The sequence below is a fragment of the Rathayibacter sp. VKM Ac-2801 genome, assembly GCF_009834245.1.
Classification (GTDB): domain Bacteria; phylum Actinomycetota; class Actinomycetes; order Actinomycetales; family Microbacteriaceae; genus Rathayibacter.
Genome location: NZ_CP047183.1, coordinates 304868 through 322271 on the forward strand (window position 1 = coordinate 304868; position 17404 = coordinate 322271).

Sequence of the window (17404 nt, forward strand, 5' to 3'; positions counted from 1 at the left end):
ACCGGCCGGTCAGCCGAGCGCGGTGATGGTGAGCGTCGCCGCGTAGTCGCCCGCGGGCGTCGTGGTGGGGATGACGAGCTTCACGGCCGCATCGACGGCGGCGCTCGCCGCGGCGGTGCTGGAGGCGAGCGTCGCGGGCTCGGCGAGGCCGGCTCCGTTCTCGAGGGTCGAGCCCACAGCGGCGCCTGCCGCGACCGCCGGTCCCGCGCCGGTGACGCTCGGCGTCCAGCCGAGGTAGCCGGCGTCGAAGCCTCCGGCGGCCGAGGTGAAGCCGCTGACCGACCCGGCGATGCTCCATCCGTACGGAGTCGAGCCGCCCGATCGCGTGTCGGTCACGGCGATGGTGTTGAGCGCGCCGTTCGCGACGAAGGTCGATCCCGCCTGCACCGCCGTGCCGAGGCTGACGGCGTCGGTGCTCTCGAACGCCCAGCCGAAGCTCCCGGTCGCCGGGGGAGCGGTGACGGCCGGGACCTGGACGGTGATGTCCTGCTCGCCGGGCTCGGCGGGCGGCGTGGTCGGCGGCGTGGTCGGCTCCGGAGTCGTGGCGCCCGTCAGGGTGTACGCGACCGAGAGCGGCGAAGCGGGCTTGGCCGCGTCGCGCGAGCCGCCGGAGCTGTACCAGTAGCTGCTCTGGCCGGTCTTCGCCTGGAAGTCGACGAAGCTCTGCGGGAACGAGCCCCACGACGCTCCGGTGCGCGACTGCGCGGTCCCTGCCGTGGTGACCGCGACGCCGAGGTAGTCCGGCGCGGCCGTGAGGGAGTCGTCGTCGGCCTCGGCTCCGCGGATCTCGGCGAGGACGACCTGCTGCGGGGCGACCGGGACCCACTTCGTCTGGTCGGCCATGTCGGTGCCGTAGCCGCTCGCCGTGGCGGTCAGCGTCCCGTCGCCCGCTCCGTCCACGCTCAGCACCGGGTCGGTGGCGGTCCAGTAGGTGAGGCCGCCGTAGAACGCGACGGTGAAGGAGCCGTCCCACTCGATCCGCGTCGACCCGTCCGCGGCGACCGTGCCGGTGCCGCCGTCGACGACGACCGCGTTCCGGGTGAGGGAGGCGGCGGAGGCCGGGTTGACCGGGCTGCCGGCGGCGGTCTGGCACTTGGTGCCCCAGCTGGTCGGCACCAGCGCGCCGGAGGCGTCGGGCTTCACGATCGAGACGTTGCCCGCCTCCTGCGCGTAGAAGCCGTCGGCTTCGGTCCACAGGCGAGAGCTGCCGGTGTCGCCGGCCGTCCCCGCGCTGAGGAAGTTGCAGCCGCCGAAGAACGCGCCGCCGCCGGCCTCGCCGCTGAGGCCCCAGGTGAAGGAGGCGTCGGTGACGGTTCCGGGCGAGGCAGCGGCCGACGCGGACGGAGCGAGCGCGAGGGCGCCGCCCACCAGGGAGACGGTGGCGAGCAGCGCGGTGGCGGCGCGGTGGATGCGGGGTCGTCGTGGATGCACGGCGTGGTCCTCTCGGAGGATCGGTAAGGGTCGCCTCACCTTACTTAGGGTCGCCTTATTAAGGCAATCCTCACTCCGGCCGTCCGGCCGTCGCGCTCCCCCGCGGCGCGAGCGCCTCCGCAGTGCCATGATCGTGCGCGGAGGCGCGCGGACGCCCGGGAGGAGTGACGCGATGGAGGAGCCCGTCGTCGCGATCGTCTGGATCGTCTCGTTCGTGGTGGTGACCGTCCTGGTCACCGGGCTGTCGGGGCGGGTGAACTGGTCCGCTCCTGTGGCGCTCGTCGCTGTCGGGGCCCTCGCCTCCTTCGTCCCCGGGATCCCGGAGGTGGTGGTCGAGCCGGACGTGGTGCTGTTCGGGATCCTGCCGCCGCTGCTCTACGCGGCGGCGATCCGCACCTCCGTGCTCGACGTCCGCGCCCGCGGCGACAGCATCCTCCTGCTGTCGGTGGGGCTGGTCGTGTTCACGGTCGCGGTGGTCGGCGCAGTGGCCTGGATGGTCGTGCCGGCGATCACGGTCGCCGCGGCCCTCGCGTTCGGCGCGATCGTGGCGCCCACGGACGCGGTGGCGGTCACGGCGATCGCGGGGCGGCTCCGCCTGCCGCGGCGGATGCTCACGGTGCTCGAAGGCGAGAGCCTCCTCAACGACGCGACCGCGCTGGTGGCGCTGAACGCCTCCCTCCTGGCGATCGTCAGCACGGTCACGCCCGGGCGCATCGCGCTCGACTTCGTGCTGGCCGTGGCGGTGGGCGGCGGAGTCGGGATCGGCATCGCCGTGCTGCTCGGGTTCGTGCGCAAGCAGGTGCAGTCGTCCGTCCTGGACACGAGCCTCTCGCTGGTGACGCCCTACGTCGCGTTCATCCCCGCGCAGCTGCTGCACGGCTCGGGGGTGCTGGCGGTCGTGGTCGCGGGCCTCTACCTCGGCTACCGCGCGCCGGTCATCCAGTCGGCGCAGGCGCGGATCGCGGAGTCGCTCAACTGGCGGACGATCCAGTTCCTGCTCGAGAACGCGGTCTTCCTCTTCATCGGGCTGAGCCTGTCGTCGGTGGTGGAGGCGACGGCCGACTCCGGCATCGGGGTCTGGCAGACGGTCGGCATCGGCGCCGCCGTGCTCGCGGCGCTGGTCGGGAGCCGCGTGGCCTGGATGTGCATGACGACCCTGCTGTTCCGGCACGGTCCGCGACGGCTGCAGCAGCGCGGGTGGACCTGGCCGACCGCGATCGGGGTCTCGTTCGCGGGCATCCGCGGCGTGGTCACCCTCGCCGCCGCGTTCCTCCTGCCCGCGGAGACGCCGCAGCGCGCGTTCCTGCAGTTCCTCGCCTTCATCGTGGTGGCGGGGACGCTCGTCGAGGGGCTCGCGCTCCCGCGGCTCGTCCGCGCCCTCAAGCTGCCGGCCCCGAACGAGATGCAGGAGCACGTCGAGAAGCAGATGCTGCTCGCCGAGGCGCAGGCCGCCGGTCTCGCCCGGCTCGACGCGGAGCCGCAGGACGGGGTGGAGGACCGCGTGCTCGACCGGCTGCGGCGCAACGCGACGTTCCTCGCCGACGCCCTGGAGAACCCGCCGGAGGGCGAGGGCGTGGAGCCGCTGCCGCAGGCGTACAACCGGCTCCGGCGCGTGATGATCGCGGCCGAGCGGGAGGCGGTGCTCCGCGCCCGCTCCGAGGGGCGGTACCAGGAGCCCGCGGTGGTGAGCGCCCTGGCCTTCCTCGACGTGGAGGAGGAGGCGCTGGCGGTCGGGCGGCAGTAGCGCCGAGAGGGCGGGGACCCCGGGTGGGATCCCCGCCCTCTCGGCGGTGCGGTGTCCGGGCTCAGCCCAGGGTGGAGCGGACCGAGGCGCGGGCCTCGTCGAGCGCGGCGCGCAGGGCGTCGACGCTCGCGGTCGTCACGGATCCCGAGGAGGCGGCGGTGCGCAGCTCCGCGCGCAGCTCGTCGCGGAACTCGGTGAGCAGGACCTCAGCGTCGCGCAGGGCGATCCGCGAGGCGGTGCGCGCGTCAGGCGAGGCCGGTGCGGCCTGCTCGGGCGCGGGCTGCTCGGCGGGGGTGCCGGACGTGTCCTGCGGGCGCGGCTCCTCGGCGGAGTGCTCCGGTCGGCGTCCGGGCTCCCGCGAGTCGCGGGCGGCGCTGGCCAGGTCGGCGCGGAGGCTCTTCATCGCCTCCGCGACGCCCAGGCGGACCTCGTCGGCCAGTCGGCGGACGGAGTCGGTGAGCTCCTCCTCGATGTCGCCCAGGTCGGTCGCGCGGTTCGCGAGCTCGGCGCGGCCGGCGTCGGTGATCGAGTAGACGGTCTTGCGGCCGTCGGCCTCCTTCGTGACGAGTCCCTCCTCCTCGAGCTTCGCGAGGCGCGGGTAGACCGTGCCGGCGCTGGGCGCGTAGGTGCCGCCGAAGCGCTCGCTGAGCGCCTGGATGAGCTCGTAGCCGTGGCGCGGTGACTCGGCGAGGAGGTTGAGCAGGTAGAGGCGCAGGCGGCCGTGCGCGAAGACGGGGCTCACAGCGAGCTCCCGTCCATCGGGCGCGGGCCGTCGGCGGGGCCGGAGCCGGGGGAGCCCCAGCCCTCGCCCACCGAGGCGGAGGCGGCGGCGACGGAACGGCGGACGACGACCACGTCTCCCGAGACGGAGTTGGCGGCGACGTCGACCCACTTCGAGTCGAGCGAGCCCGTGGTCGAGGTGAAGCCCCGGCCGAAGGTGCCCTTGACGACGGAGCCGTCGAGCTGGAGCGTCCCCGAGACGGTGTTGATGCGGTAGCGGGCGCCGAGGCCCTCGTCGACGCGGATCGTGAGGTCGCCGCTGACGGTGTTGGCCTGGATCCGGTCGGGGGTGCCCTCGGCGTCGACGAAGACGCTGCCCGAGACGCCGTCGACGGTGAAGCGGGTGAGCTCGCCGGTCGCGGTGACGTCGCCCGAGACGGTGCGCGCGGTGACGCGGCCGGTGTGGCTGCGGACCGAGAGCTCGCCGTGGACGGTGTTCACCTCGATGTCGCCGTGCAGACCGTCCACGACGATGTCGCCGCCGACCGTCGAGACGCGGGCGTCGCTGTGGAGGCCCGAGACCAGGCCGTCGGCCGAGACGGTGTCGAACTTCAGGTCGATGCCGCGGGGGACGAGGAGGCTGATGTCGGCGCGGTCGCCGCGGCGGCCGAGGCCCTTCACGACGTCGACGATGGTGTCCCAGCGGAGCTGGACGTGGTCGATCTCGAGGCGGTCGCCGTCCATCGAGACCGTGAGCGGGCGGCCGTCGACACTGTGGACCTCCACGCGAGCGGTCGGCTCGTCGTGGGCGATGACGTCGATCTGGCCGCCGACGAGGGCGACCTTGACCGAGCGGACGACGTCGAGGTCGATGACCTTCGTCTCGCCGGCCTGTACGAGCCATTTCTCGAGGGACATGAGCTCCTCCTCCTGCACCGGGGTGCCTTTTGGAAACGCGATACATCGCGAGTGGACGAGAGTCACGATATATCTCGATCGCAGCGGTCGGCAACGGGGCTCGGCCGGTTCCCAGCGTCGGGCAGCCGGGACCGGGGGCGGCGCCCAGGCGGGGGTCGGAGCCACTGTCGAGGGGATGAGGGTGCGGCGGGCGCCGTGGTAGACCGGGCGCATGGACCCGATCGCGGCACTCGAGGAGATCGCAGCCCTGCTCGAGCGGGAGCGGGCCTCCCGCTACCGGGCGAAGGCGTTCCGCCGAGCGGCCGCGGTGCTGGAGGGGATGGCGCCGGCCGAGCGGGACGACCTCGCCCTGGTGCGGCGGGCGTCCGGGATCGGCGACACGACCTTCACCGTGATCGAGCAGGCGCGGTCCGGCCGGGTGCCCGACTACCTGGCGGAGCTGCGCGGCTCCGCTCCTCCGCCCGCGAGCGCTCTGCGGGGACGGCTGCGCGGCGACCTCCACAGCCACAGCGAGTGGTCCGACGGGGCGACGCCGGTTCTCGCGATGGTGGACGCGGCACGCGCGCTCGGCCACGAGTACCTGGCGCTCACCGACCACTCGCCGCGGCTCCGGGTCGCCCACGGTCTCAGCGCCGAGCGTCTGGAGGAGCAGCTGGCGCATCTCGCGGGCCTCGACACCGGTCCCCTGCGGCTGCTCAGCGGGATCGAGGTCGACGTCCTCGAGGACGGCGCGCTCGACCAGACGGACGAGCTGCTGAACCGCCTCGACGTGGTCGTCGCGAGCGCCCACTCGAAGCTGCGGCTGCCCTCCCGCGAGATGACGGCCCGGCTGGTAGCGGCGGCGTCGGATCCGCGGACCGACGTCCTCGGCCACGTCACCGGGAGGCTGGTGTCGGGCGAGCGCGGCACCCGCCCGCCGTCGACCTTCGACGCCCGGGCCGTCTTCCGGGCGTGCGCCGACCACTCCACCGCGGTCGAGATCAACGCCCGCCCCGAGCGCGAGGACCCGCCGGACGGGCTGATCGCGCTCGCGCTCGAGGAGGGCTGCCTGTTCTCGATCGACAGCGATGCGCACGCTCCGGGCCAGCTCGGACTGCTCGACTACGGAGCCGAGCGGGCGGAGCGGCTCGGCGTTCCGGAGGAGCGGATCGTGACCACTTGGCCGGTCGAGCGGCTCCTGGAGTGGACCCGCGGCTGACCCTCGCGCGTGGCGCAAGCGAACTGCGGGTGTCTCCCCCTTGACAGGAGGGCGTACCGCGGGAAGAGATCCGATGCAAGTGGCGAAATCCCAGCCGCCCACGCGGCATGCTCGGTACCGGTCCGCTCCTCCTGGGCCGCTCCAGCGGTCGGGAGTCGCGCTCCGCCGCACTCTCCACTCCGACAGACCAGGTGAACCATGGCCACGCAGACCGCTCTCGACGCCGTGCGCGCCGCTCCCACTCTGCTCGAGGCCGTCCGGATGGCCGATGAGCTGACGGTCGCCGCGGTGAGCGACGGCGGCGGCCGCGCGGTGCGCCTGCTCACCCGCGCCGCCCTGGACCCCTCGGACCAGCTCACCGCGATCGCGGCCGTGCACGCGCTCGCGCAGGTCTTCGACGAGGAGGCCGACCTCGCACTGCTGATGCTGCTCGAGGACGAGCGCTCGTACCTCCGCGAGCACGCCGCCTGGGCCTTCGGCGGGCGCCTGCCCCGCCCCGCCGCGCTCGGGCCGCTGCTGCGCCTGGTCCGCGACGGCGGCTTCTCCGGGATGCTCGCGCAGCGCACCGTCCTGCTCTGGGCCTCCTCGACCCCCGACCTCGTCGCCGTCGCGCTCGAGGGCGCGCTGCTCGGCGAGCGCGAGGCGGCGGCCCGGGCGAGGCTCGTCGAGACCCTGGGCCTCGTTCCCGGCGCGATCGCCGAGCGCACCCTCCTGCACGTGGCCGCTGACCGCGCGGAGGGGCTGGAGGCGCGGGCCGCCGCGACGGACGCGCTCGGCGAGCGCGGCTCCGACGACGCCGAGCTCCTGCTCACAGGCCTGGCAGAGGAGGCGGCGCCGATCGGGCCCCTCGCCCGGCTCGCCCTGGGCGACGTCGCCCCCGCACCGGCCGCGGAGGCCGGGCCGACGGTCGCGCAGCTCTTCGTCCACGCCGACATCGACGGGACCCTGACCCGGGTGGGCGCCGGCGACAACGGCGGCATCGCGACCCTGCTCGTGCGCCTGGGCGACTCGCTCGTCGAGCAGGAGGGGATCGACCGGGTGCTCACGCTCTCGCGCGGGACTCCGGCCGAGGCTGAGCGCGCGCTCGGCGAGCTGCCCGTCGCCGGCCACGGCTTCGCTCCGGTCCCGTTCACGGGGCCGCCCGTCGCGATGCCCCAGGCCTGGAGCCGTCGCATCGCCGCCGAGCGCGGCATCCGCCGGATCCTGCGCGCGGCAGGCCGGGTCGACGTGCTGCACCTCCGGATGGCGGACGTCGGATCGCTCGCGGCGGCCGCGGTCGCGCGGGAGCTCGAGATCCCCGTCGTGTTCACCCTCGCCCCCGACCCGCACGCCCTGATCGCGGGCCTGGACGCCTCCGGCGCGCTCACCCGCGCCGACTTCGGCGAGCGCGACGCCGCCGAGCACTTCTGGTTCCGAGTGCGCCTCGTGCAGCGCCTGGCCGCCGACGCCGCGCACACCGTCCTGTTCCCGAGGGAGGAGCTGGCCGCAACCATCCGCGAGCTGATCGGCGTCGACATCACCGCGCACCCGGAGCGGCACACGATCGTCCCGGAGGGGATCGACGTCGGCCTCGTCGAGCGCGGCGAGGCGGCCGCACGCGCCTCGGCAGCCGGTGAGCCGGTCGCGCTGGACGAGGGCGGCGACCTGGCCTCGCTCGACCTCCTGCTGGGGGAGCTGCCCGAGCACCGCCGCGGCCTCCCGCTGCTGCTCAGCGTGGGCCGCCTGCACCGGGTGAAGGGGATGGCGGCGCTCGCCGAGGCCTGGGCGTCCGACCCCTCGCTCCAGGAGCGCGCCAACCTGCTCCTGGTCGGCGGAGACCTCGCCGACCCGAGCCCCGACGAGCGCGAGCAGCTCGACCGCATCCGCGCCGTCGCGTCGGACGGGCTGCTCCTGGCCGGCCACCGCCCGAACGGGACCGTGGCCCGCTGGCTCGGCGCGATCCGGCACGGCCGACCGGGGCTCTCGGCTCCGGGCGGCGCGTACGTCTGCGCGAGCGTCAAGGAGGAGTTCGGCATCGCCCTCCTCGAGGCGCTCTCCGCGGGACTGGTCGTCGTCGCTCCGGCGACCGGCGGGCCCGCGACCTACGTCGAGGAGGGGGAGACCGGCTTCCTGGTCGACACCGCCGACCCCGCAGCGCTCGCCGCCGGTGCCGCCGCCGCACTGGATCTCGCAGGCGGCCCCTTCGGCGAGCACGCCGCGGCCCGCGGGCGCGCGATGGTCGCCGAGCGCTACACGGTGCAGGCGATGGCGCACGCCCTCTCCGGCGTCTACGCGCACGCGACAGCGGACCAGGAGCGTCCCCTCCGCTCGCCGCTCGTGCTGGGGGCCTCGTGACCCTGCTGATCATCAGCCCGGACTACGCGTCGCACCTGCTGCCGCTGGCGACCCTCGGCACGGCGTGGCAGGAGGCGGGCGAGCGCGTCGTCGCGGCGACCGGCGACGCGACGCGCTCCATCGTGGACGCCTTCGGCTTCGAGCACATCGCGCTCCGGCTGGGGCGCGGCTCCAACCCGGGCACGATCCGCGCGGAGGAGCAGGCGCCCGACGAGGGCGCGTCCCTCCGCGGCTTCTTCGACGCCACTCGGCGCGGGATGGTCCCCGCCCTCGCCTACCAGGCGCGGGAGCGGCTCACCGATCTCCTCTGGGATCCGGCCGGCGTCGCCGCACGCCTGCGCGCGATCCTCGACGAGGTTCAGCCCGACGCGATCGTGGTCGACCACCTCGCCTTCACCGCGCGCGTGGCGCTGAAGGCCCTCCGCGTGCCCTACGGCGACGTCGTGCTCGGCCACCCCAGCGCGCTCACGGTGCCCGGCGAGGTCTACGGGTTCCCTCCGGTCTGGCCGGACGCCTTCGCTCCGGAGCCGGACGACCTCGACGCGCTCCGCGACCTCTGCGAGCGGGTCCGCGACTCCTTCACCGCCGAGTGGAACGCCGCCCTCACCACCCTCGACCCCGGGGCGGCGCCCAGCGCCGACGCCTTCGCCGAGAGCGGCGACGTCCTGCTGCTCAACTATCCGGGCGAGCTCCACGACCCGGCTCGCACCGCGCAGCTGCCGCCGCACGCGTTCCTCGGCTCCGCCGTCCGCGAGGAGCCCGACGACGCGGAGGTCGAGGAGTGGCTCGCCGCGTCCGAGGATCCGGTCGTCTACGTGAGCTTCGGCAGCTTCCTCTCGGTGCGCGACGACGTGCTGGCCCGGGTCGTCGAGGCCCTGGCCGGCGTCGAGGCCGGGGGCAGGCGCGTCCGGGTGGCTCTCGCCTCCGGTGCGACCGAGCGCTCGGCCCTGGGCGAGATCCCCGAGGGCTGGCTGGTCCGCGGCTTCCTGCCGCAGGTCGCGCTCCTGCGCCGGGCAGTGCTGGCGGTCAGCCACGGCGGCAACAACAGCGTCACGGAGGCGATGACCGCGGGCGTGCCGCTCGTCGTCCTGCCGTTCTCGACGGACCAGTTCGCGGGGGCGGCCGCGCTCGAGGACGCCGGCTTCGCCGCCGTCCTCGACCCCAACGCCGCATCCGCGGGGGAGCTGGCGGACGCTGCGCGGCGGATGCTCGCACTCGACGCTTCCGCCCGCGGACGGCTGTCGGCGCTCGCCGAGGGCCTCGCCCGCGAGCCCGGACCGCAGCGGGCGCTCTCCGCCCTGAGCGGAGCGACCGTCCAGCGCTAGCCTGGGCCGATGGTCGAGCCGACACCGGAGGACGCGCCCCTGCGCGCCGAGCGGGACGCCGCGCGGGCGGAGCCGGTGCTGAGCGCTCTCGGGCCGTTCGGGCGCTTCGAGGGGATCGTCCCGCCCCTGTTCGAGGCGGCCGTGCGGATCCTGCACCCGTCCGGCGAGGACCCGCCCCTGCGCTGGCGCGAGGTGGCCGAGCGGGAGGGGACGCTCCTGCATCCGCTCGCGCAGTGGTACTCGCTCACCGGCGAGCATCCCGACGACTACTCGGAGCCCCGCCTCGGAGTGCTCCCGCTCGACGAGCTCGCGGCCGTCGTCGGCGTGCTCGCGGAGCACACGAGCACTCCGGAGGACTGCCTCGCCGTGTTCTGGGAGGGGTTCGGTGTGCTGACCGGTGGGTCGCGGATCCTCATCTCCCGCTCGGACGCGTCGGACGAGCTCCCCGAGTGGATGAGCGACACCCGGCCGACCGGCTGGGAGCACCCCGAGACCGCAGCCGCGACGACGGTCGAGCTGCCGGGGCGCGAGGGGCCACTACTCTCGCTCGACGTCCGGGTGCTCGAGGACACCGCGTGGGCGCGCGCGGCGGGCTTCGCCGACGCCTCCGGGCTCGTCGTGCAGACTCCGCTCGCGATGTGGCCGGAGGACCGGGCCTGGTACCTCGCGAGCGAGATCGACTTCGACTCGACGCTGATCGGCGGCTCCCGCGCCCTCGTCGAGGACCTGCTGCGGCTCTCCGCCACCGGACGGATCGAGGCGTTCCTCCTGCCGGAGCACGTGGACCTCACGAGCACCGGCGACCGGCTCAATCCGAGGCGGCGGTGACGGAGTGAACGACGAGGACGACGAGCGCTGGCTCGTGGTGAAGGGCCGCCGCTGGCGGCGCACCGACCCCTCGCTGCCGGAGGACGTGGTCGCGGGCCTGACCTCGCACCTCGGGCGCGGGCGCTCGGGAGTGCGCTCGGCACGGCTGCACGACGATGCCGAGGCGGAGGCGCTGGCGCGCACAAGGGTCGGGCTCGCCAAGCACGGGCTCGGCGAGCGCGGACCGGCCTGGTGGGACGAGCCCGAGGCCGATCGGCTCGAGCGCGCCCGCGAGGCGCTGCGGGCGCTCGAGGAGCTCGACGCTCCGGAGGACTGACTCGGCTGCTGCATCCCCCGAGCGTGCTCGTCCGGAGAGGCCGACGGGGCCGGCTCGGCCCGATCCGGGGAGGGCTCGGGAATCCGCGACCTGTGGAGGGAGCGCATCCGTTCCCGTCGCCGTCGGGTCCCTTCCCGGCCGTCGCGTCCCGACCGGGGTCCGGAGCGATCGCTCGACCGGGGTCCGGGGCGACGGGTCGCTCGCTCAGGGGACGAGAGCAGGGCTCAGCCGAGCAGGGACTCCGCCAGCGAGATCGCCCCGCGCACTCCGGACTCGTCGCCGAGCGCCGGGCGCACGATGCGGATCCGCCCGCCGCCCGTCCCCGTCGCGCCGGGCGCGCCCATCAGCCGCTCGACCTCGGCCTCGACCGCGGGGACGAGCCCCGGCGTCTTCGACACGCCTCCGCCGACGACCGCGAGCCGCACGCCGGCGACGTAGGCGAGCGTCGTGACGAGCTGCGCGAGGTAGTAGGAGCTGAAGCGGAGGTTCGCAGCCGCCTCCTCGGGGCCGAGGCGGGAGCCGTCGACGCCCCAGCGCGCCGAGATCGCGGGACCGGCGACCAGGCCCTCGAGGCAGTCGCCGTGGAACGGGCAGGCGCCGGCGAAGCCGTCCTCGGGGTGGCGGCGGGGCAGCAGGTGCGCGACCTCTGGCCAGCCGCTGCCGGCGAGGAGCCGTCCGCCCGCGATGACGCCTCCGCCGACTCCGGTGCCGACCGTCAGGTAGACGAAGTCGTCGACTCCGGCTCCGGCGCCCCAGCGGGACTCGCCCAGCGCGGCTCCGTTGACGTCGGTGACCAGCGCGAGCCGGGCGCCCGGAGCGGCCGCGCCGATCGGGCCGAGCACGTCGGTCCCCTCCCAGCCGAGCTTCGGCGTGGAGGTGAGGTGCCCGTAGGCCGGGGAGCCGGGATCGATGTCGAGGGGCCCGAAGGAGGCGACGCCGACCGCGGCGACGGTGCCGTCGACGCCGTGGCCGCTGACGAAGCCGGCCAGGTCGGCGAGGGTCTCGATGGGCCCGCGCGTCGGCAGGGTCGTCGTCGCGAGGATCCGCTCGGGGTCAGCCGCGTCGGCGACCGCCGCGACGACCTTCGTGCCCCCGGTCTCGATGCCGACGAGGAGGGGGCGGTCGGCGGTGGCGCTCATGGATCTCCAGGGCTCGTGCGGTGCGTCTCGGGTCTCAGCAGGCGGACAGCGAGCGCACCTGCGCCGACAGCGTCAGGGGGCTGCCGAGGAGCAGCACCTGATCGAGGTCGTGGCCCTGCATCTTCACACGGGTGCTGCGCGGCAGGCAGGTCGGCTCGCTGAGGTAGAGCGGGGCGCCCTGCTTCGCAGCGACCGGGCCGACGGCCAGCGCGTCGGCGAAGCCGGTGGCGGTGGCGAGGTAGACGGTGTCGCCCAGCTCGGACGGCGGGAAGACGTCGTTGAGGCGTCGGCTGGTGTCGTGGCGGTCCGTCCCGGCGATGCGCGACACGGTGTCGGCGATCTTCGCGGCGCGCAGGTCGGCCTCCACGGCGGTCGAGATCGAGGGCGCGCCGCCGAGAAGCTGCACGGCGGAGGGGTCGAGCCCGGCGAGCGTGTCGCGGGTCGGCTGGTCGAGGCGCGAGCGGGCGCCGTCGACGAGGAGGACGGGCTCGGCGCGGCGGCCGGCGATCGGCGCGACCGAGAGGGCGTCCGGGAAGTTGGTGCCGGTCGCCACGAAGACGTTCTCGTAGCTGCCGTCGGGGAAGGCGTCCTCGACGATCCGGCGCGAGGTGTCGTAGCGGTCGACGCCCTCGATGCGCTCGGTCGGGATCCCGAGGGCCGTCACCTGCTGGAAGACCGAGTCGCTCACCGAGAGGGCGCTGCCGACCACGACGATCCGCTGCGGGGCGAGGCGGCGCAGCTCGGCCGCCACCACTGCGGGCAGGACGCTCGGGTCGGTGAGCAGGAGGGCGCCGCCCTGCTTCGCGGCGGCGGGACCGGCGCTGAGCGCGTCGGGCCAGTTCGCTCCGCTGGCGAGGTAGACGACGGGAGCGCCGGCGGCGAATCCGGAGGCGGTCACCGCGACGGCGGTCGCGTACCGGTCGGTCCCGGCGAGGCGCGCCACGTCGGAGGAGTAGGCCGACGGGAAGAAGTCGACGCCGCTGCGGCCGCCCGGCGGCACGGAGACGACCGCGCGCTCGTCGAGGCGGGCCAGGCGCGAGAAGTACTGGTCGTCGTAGGCGGGGTAGCCCGGCTCCACGAGGCGCAGGAGGTAGTCGCCGGCGGGCAGGGCGAGGTCGCCCGTGTCCCACGCGCGGGCGGCGCCGGGGGCTCCGGTGACGGGGACGGAGTCGAGGAGCGAGTACGTCCCGCCGTCGACCCACCAGGCCTGCACGTCGAAGGCGGGGGAGGAGACGCCCGAGACCGCGTCGGCGGTGATCGATCCGGACAGCTCGGCGGTGCGCAGGAGGGAGATGGCGACGGACTCGTCGGTCCCCCGGGTCGTCCTTGCGGCCTCGGCGACCGGGGTGTCGCCGAACCAGGTCGGGTACCAGTCGTCGCTGCCGATCAGGCTCGCGCGGAGGGTGAGGGGCTCGCCGCCGGGAACGGTGAGGGAGAAGTCGGGGCCGGTGTCGGCCTCGGCGACCACGGCTCCCTCGGCGTCCTGGACCTGGACGTAGAAGGACGGATCCGCGGGGGCGGGGTGCTCCTCGTCGGCGTCGCGGAGCGCGATGGTGCCGGAGAGGACGACCTCGGCGGCGGCCTCCTGCGCGGCGCTCGCACCGGGGAGATCGGGGGCGGCGACGGCCGGACCGGCGGCGAGGCCGGCCAGCAGGAGAGCGGAGACGCCGATCGCGGCGAGGGAGCGTGCGGGCACGGCGGGCCTTTCGGCAGGATCCGCGGGAGGCCGCGGCGGACACGGTGTCTGAATGCTAGCCGCCGCCCGCGTCCGGGCGAGGGCGGGTGTCGGCGGGATGGGCCCCCGTCCGGGGGGCGACGGTGGGGGATTCACGGAGTCGCCGGGGGAGTCCGCGTGAGCAGGCTCCCCCGGCGACTCTGGTTCGATCCTTTACTTGACGACCGCTGCGGTGGCGGCGGAGGTGCGCGTCGCCGTCGTGTAGTCGGCCTTCTTGCCGGTGACGGTCACCGTGATCTTCTTCCCCACCGTGGCGCTGGTCGGCTTGTACGTGGCGGAGGTCGCCCCGGAGATCGCCGTGCCGTTCGCCTTCCACTGGTAGGTGAGGGTCACCGGCGAGGGCCCCCAGGTCCCCGGCTTGGCGGTCAGGGTGGAGCCGACCTTCGCGGTTCCGGAGATCGTCGGGGTCGCGGCGGAGAGGGTGCCCGCCGCCACGGCGCTCGTCTTCGCGGAGGTCTTCGTCACGGCGGTGAAGCCGGACTTCGACCCCGTGACCGTCACGGTGATCGTCTTGCCGAGGGTGGCGCTCGTCGGCGTGTAGGTCGCGGACGTCGCCCCGCTCAGAGCGGTGCCGTTCGCCTTCCACTGGTAGGCGAGGGCGACGGGGGAGGGGCCCCAGGTGCCGGGCTTCGCGGTGAGGGTCGAGCCCACCTTCGCGGTGCCGCTGATGGTCGGCGTCGCGGCGGTGATCGCACCGCCGGTCACGGCAGGGGTCCCGGAGGAGACCCGCGTGGTCGAGACGTAGCCCGACTTGGAGCCCGTGACGGCGACGGTGATCACCTTCCCTGCGTCGGCCGAGACCGGGCGGTACGTGGTGCCCGTCGCTCCGCTGATCGCAGTGCCGTTCGCGCGCCACTGGTACGCGAGGGCGACGGGGGAGGGACCCCAGGTGCCGGCGCTCGCCGTGAGCGTCGAGCCGACCGCGGCGGTGCCGGTGACGGTCGGAGTCGCGGCGGTGAGGGCGGTGCCGCCGATGCGCACGACGGTCGATCCCGCCGCGCTCTCGCCTCCGGCGTTGATCGCGGTGACGCTCATCGTGTAGGTGGCTCCCGCCGCCAGGTGAGTGAACGTGAAGGAGCGCGCTGTGGCGGCGACGGTCGTCGACCACGGACCGGCGCCCGCGTTGTCGACGCCGTTGCGCGAGACGCGGTAGCCGGTGATCGCCGGGTTGCCGGCCGACTCCGGAGGCGCCCAGGAGATCGTCGCGGATCGCACGCTGTCGTTCGTGGTGCCGGCGACGCGCGTCGGGACGGAGGGGGCGTAGTAGGGGTCGGCGGTGCGGGTGACCGTTGCTGACTCGCTGGTGCCGACCGCGTTGATCGCCTGGACGGTGAAGGTGTACGAGGTGTTCGGGCGGAGGTTCGTGAACGTCTGCGAGCGGCGGTCGGCGGCGACGACCGTCGACCAGGGGCCACTGCCGGACGCGTCGGTGCCGTCGCGGCTGACCCTGTAGCCCGTGATGTCGGTGCCGCCGTCATTCCATGGGGCTGCCCAGGTGACGGTTATTGCCGTGCCCGAGGAGTATCCGTCGACGTAGCCGGGCGAGTCAGGCGCCGACGTTCCGGTGACGAAAGTGACACACGACTCCGGGGAGTGCGAGAACGCAGGCGACTCGTTGTAAGGACGTTCACTGAGCGACGCTGCCCAGACGCAGAACCTGTACCGCTGGAAAGGCTGAATATTTAGGTCGATCGAAGCGGCGTCGACATCGAGGGAGCCTTCGTAATCGGGATACTGGTCCCAGTCGTACTGCGAGTTCAGGTTGTCGAGGTCGTAGTAGTAAAGGTCGAAATTGCAGGCGGCACTACCGACGGAAGGCCGATCCCAGCGCGCCGTGGCAAGAGACGAGGTCGGATCCGCCGCAACGCTGAGATCGCCTGGGGCGGGGACGTCCCAAAAGTGGTCGAACGACGCCTCGGCGGGAGCGCTTTGGGTGGACGAGGCGACCAGAGACGCCCCGTCCTTACCGCCGGAGTAGGGCGCGTTGAAATCCGAGACGCTAGACACCTCGAAGGAGTAAGAGTCCCACGACCGCGGAAGGTCGAACGTTGATGTCGTGGTCCGCCCTGTCTCGATCAGCTCCGCGGAGTAAACGGGGCCGTCTTCGTAGTACCCCGAGTACTGGCTGGTCACGTGGATCCGATATCCGGCCGTCGCCGACGCGGACGGCGTCCAGGAGACGGTGACTGCATCGGTGCAGTCGTTGTCGGTCACGCTCACGTTCGTCGGCGCCGCCGGCGAGCCCGCGGCCTGGGCCGGGGTCGCGACGAAGAGGGAGAGGAGCAGGGCGAGGAAAAGGGAGACGCTGAGGGTCTTCGTTCGCATGGAGGAGGGCATCCGGATTCGTCGGAGCGAGAAGGCCGACGACTGTCGGGCCGGAGGGATCGTCCCATGCCGCTTATCGCTGCACTAAGTCCCCCATTCAGGGCGGAATTCGGCGGAATGGAGAAGTGTCATCAGCGCGATGACAAGCGGGTACATACGACCTTCTCCCTGAGGCGCTGCATCATTCCCTCCAAGAGGCCCCGCCTCAGACCCAGACAAGTGGAGTCGCGGCGGCCTCACAGCGCCACACGAGAGGGCGGTAGCGTTTTCCCGCGTCGCATCCGTTACTCACGCGCGTTCCGTGCGCCCCATGGCGAGAACCGCACGATCGGCGCGTGCAAGACTGGGCGCGAGCGTGCTCCATCCCGCCGCGTCACGCGCGGGGCACGGAGCCACTGGACCCGGTCCGCTCATCCGCATCCTTTCGCAGGAGGACTCGAATGACCGATACCGCCGTGCTCGCCGAGGCACCCGCCCGAACCTCCGTCGCGAAGACGATCCTGATGTGCCGTCCCGAGCACTTCACCGTCGTCTACCGCATCAATCCGTGGATGGACCCGCAGGTCCCCACCGACACCTCCCTCGCCGTCCGGCAGTGGCAGACCCTCTACGACACCTACGCCGATCTCGGCTTCACGATCGAGCTGATCGAGCCCGAGGCCGGACTGCCGGACATGGTCTACGCGGCCAACGGCGGATTCGTGATCGACGGCATCGCCTACGGCGCCTCCTTCACCTACCCGGAGCGCCAGCCCGAGGGCCCGGCGTACATGGACTGGTTCCGCTCGGCCGGCTTCGACGTGCGCGTCCCCGAGGAGGTCAACGAGGGGGAGGGCGACTTCCTCCTCGTCGGCGAGCGGATCCTCGCCGGCACCGGCTTCCGCTCCGCCTCCGACTCGCACGCCGAGGTCGCCCGCGTCTTCGGCCGCGAGGTCGTCACGCTCGAGCTCGTGAATCCGTCGTTCTACCACCTCGACACCGCGATCGCGGTGCTCGACGAAACGAACATCGCCTACCTCCCGAGCGCGTTCAGCGAGGAGGGCAACCGCACCCTCCGCGAGCTCTACCCCGACGCGATCCTCGTCTCGGAGGAGGACGCGTCCGTGCTCGGCCTGAACTCCTTCTCCGACGGCCTCAACGTCGTGATCGCGTCCCGCGCGACGGGCTTCGAGCGTCAGCTGCGCGAGCGCGGCTACAACCCGATCGGCGTCGACCTGTCCGAGCTGCTGCTCGGCGGCGGCGGCGTGAAGTGCTGCACGCTCGAGCTGCGCCGCTGACCCACTCCCCCCGGGCGGCGCGGCCTCGCTGCAGCGCCGACCCACCCTCCACTGTCCACGAGTTGTCGCACTCGACGCCGAGTGCGACGACTTCTGGAGAGTCGATCGTCCCCT

General features: G+C 73.7%; 13 protein-coding genes. 7 read left to right on the top strand and 6 right to left on the bottom strand.

Features of this window, described 5'->3' with window-relative positions:
* Positions 1–9 precede the first annotated feature (9 nt).
* The gene (locus tag GSU45_RS01420) at positions 10–1431 is read right to left on the bottom strand and encodes a hypothetical protein (protein WP_159912082.1); all 1422 of its coding nucleotides are present in this window, start codon (positions 1429–1431) and stop codon (positions 10–12) included.
* Between the two features lie 172 nt (positions 1432–1603).
* Here GSU45_RS01420 and GSU45_RS01425 point away from each other — a divergent pair, with 172 nt between their 5' ends.
* Complete coding sequence (locus GSU45_RS01425) at positions 1604–3175, top strand: sodium:proton antiporter (RefSeq protein ID WP_104223748.1); 1572 nt, start codon at positions 1604–1606, stop codon at positions 3173–3175.
* A gap of 61 nt (positions 3176–3236) precedes the next feature.
* Here the strand turns inward: GSU45_RS01425 and GSU45_RS01430 are convergent, their stop codons facing one another.
* Together GSU45_RS01430 and GSU45_RS01435 are read right to left on the bottom strand one after the other, a co-directional pair.
* On the bottom strand, positions 3237–3917 hold the full coding sequence (locus GSU45_RS01430; protein ID WP_159912086.1) for a PadR family transcriptional regulator: 681 nt from the start codon (positions 3915–3917) through the stop codon (positions 3237–3239).
* Positions 3914–4813, bottom strand: coding sequence for a hypothetical protein (locus tag GSU45_RS01435; RefSeq protein ID WP_244248174.1), 900 nt, complete (start codon positions 4811–4813; stop codon positions 3914–3916). The genes GSU45_RS01430 and GSU45_RS01435 overlap by 4 nt, the downstream gene beginning before the upstream one ends.
* 211 nt (positions 4814–5024) lie before the next feature.
* Here GSU45_RS01435 and GSU45_RS01440 point away from each other — a divergent pair, with 211 nt between their 5' ends.
* From GSU45_RS01440 to GSU45_RS01460, 5 genes are all read left to right on the top strand, one after another.
* Entirely contained in the window at positions 5025–6011 is a 987-nt protein-coding gene (locus GSU45_RS01440) for a PHP domain-containing protein (RefSeq protein ID WP_159912088.1), read from the top strand.
* A gap of 198 nt (positions 6012–6209) precedes the next feature.
* On the top strand, positions 6210–8345 hold the full coding sequence (locus GSU45_RS01445; RefSeq protein ID WP_159912090.1) for a glycosyltransferase: 2136 nt from the start codon (positions 6210–6212) through the stop codon (positions 8343–8345).
* On the top strand, positions 8342–9670 hold the full coding sequence (locus tag GSU45_RS01450; RefSeq protein WP_159912092.1) for a glycosyltransferase: 1329 nt from the start codon (positions 8342–8344) through the stop codon (positions 9668–9670). Before GSU45_RS01445 ends, GSU45_RS01450 begins: the two co-directional genes overlap by 4 nt.
* 9 nt (positions 9671–9679) lie before the next feature.
* Positions 9680–10498: a hypothetical protein gene (locus GSU45_RS01455; RefSeq protein WP_159912094.1), complete on the top strand. Its 819-nt coding sequence runs from the start codon at positions 9680–9682 to the stop codon at positions 10496–10498.
* A gap of 4 nt (positions 10499–10502) precedes the next feature.
* Complete coding sequence (locus GSU45_RS01460; protein WP_159912096.1) at positions 10503–10814, top strand: biopolymer transporter Tol; 312 nt, start codon at positions 10503–10505, stop codon at positions 10812–10814.
* Positions 10815–11038: 224 nt separating this feature from the next.
* Here GSU45_RS01460 and GSU45_RS01465 read toward each other — a convergent pair whose 3' ends face one another.
* The 3 genes from GSU45_RS01465 to GSU45_RS01475 form a co-directional block, all read right to left on the bottom strand.
* A complete protein-coding gene (locus tag GSU45_RS01465; RefSeq protein WP_159912098.1) occupies positions 11039–11953 on the bottom strand; it encodes an ROK family protein in 915 nt (304 codons plus the stop codon).
* 34 nt (positions 11954–11987) lie between these two features.
* Positions 11988–13649 carry a cell wall-binding repeat-containing protein gene (locus GSU45_RS01470; protein WP_159912100.1) on the bottom strand — a complete coding sequence of 554 codons (1662 nt, stop codon included), beginning with the start codon at positions 13647–13649 and terminating at the stop codon, positions 11988–11990.
* A gap of 192 nt (positions 13650–13841) precedes the next feature.
* On the bottom strand, positions 13842–16013 hold the full coding sequence (locus GSU45_RS01475) for a fibronectin type III domain-containing protein (RefSeq protein ID WP_159912102.1): 2172 nt from the start codon (positions 16011–16013) through the stop codon (positions 13842–13844).
* A gap of 440 nt (positions 16014–16453) precedes the next feature.
* On the opposite strand from GSU45_RS01475, the gene ddaH reads away from it, so the two are divergent.
* Positions 16454–17290 (top strand): dimethylargininase, encoded by an 837-nt coding sequence (ddaH, locus tag GSU45_RS01480; protein WP_159912104.1) that lies wholly within the window; start codon positions 16454–16456, stop codon positions 17288–17290.
* Positions 17291–17404 lie beyond the last annotated feature (114 nt).